The sequence below is a fragment of the Acidithiobacillus ferriphilus genome (genome assembly GCF_018854775.1).
GTDB lineage: Bacteria > Pseudomonadota > Gammaproteobacteria > Acidithiobacillales > Acidithiobacillaceae > Acidithiobacillus > Acidithiobacillus ferriphilus.
Genome location: NZ_JAAZTY010000172.1, coordinates 1 through 397, shown reverse-complemented (window position 1 = coordinate 397; position 397 = coordinate 1). Strand labels below are relative to the sequence as shown.

The following is a 397-nucleotide window of genomic DNA, read 5'->3' as shown; positions in this document are numbered from 1 at the left end:
ACCGCCACCGAACTGGAATATTGCATCGTCGCCGAAGATGGCTAAGAGCGCCGGCATGTGCCAGACGTGGATGCCGCCGGAAGCCACGGCGAAGACCCCCGGCATGGAGCCCCAGTCCTGGTCGAAGAAGATGCCGCGACCGCGGTCCTCGGGGACGAATGACTCGCGCAGCAGGTCGACCCAGCCCTGAGTGGCGGCGCGGTCACCTTCCAGCTTGCCAACCACCGTGCCGGTGTGCAGGTGATCACCGCCTGACAGACGGAGCGCCTTGGCCAGCACGCGGAAGTGAATGCCGTGATGGGGATTGCGGTCCACCACCGCGTGCATGGCACGATGAATGTGCAACAGGACGCCGTTCTTCCGGCACCAACGCGCCAGACCGGTATTGGCACAGAAG

At 65.0% G+C, this 397-nt stretch carries 1 protein-coding gene; it reads right to left on the bottom strand.

The features are described 5' to 3' along the window. On the bottom strand, positions 1-397 hold a 397-nt coding region (locus HF921_RS11365), incomplete at both ends, for a RuBisCO large subunit C-terminal-like domain-containing protein (protein WP_264318202.1).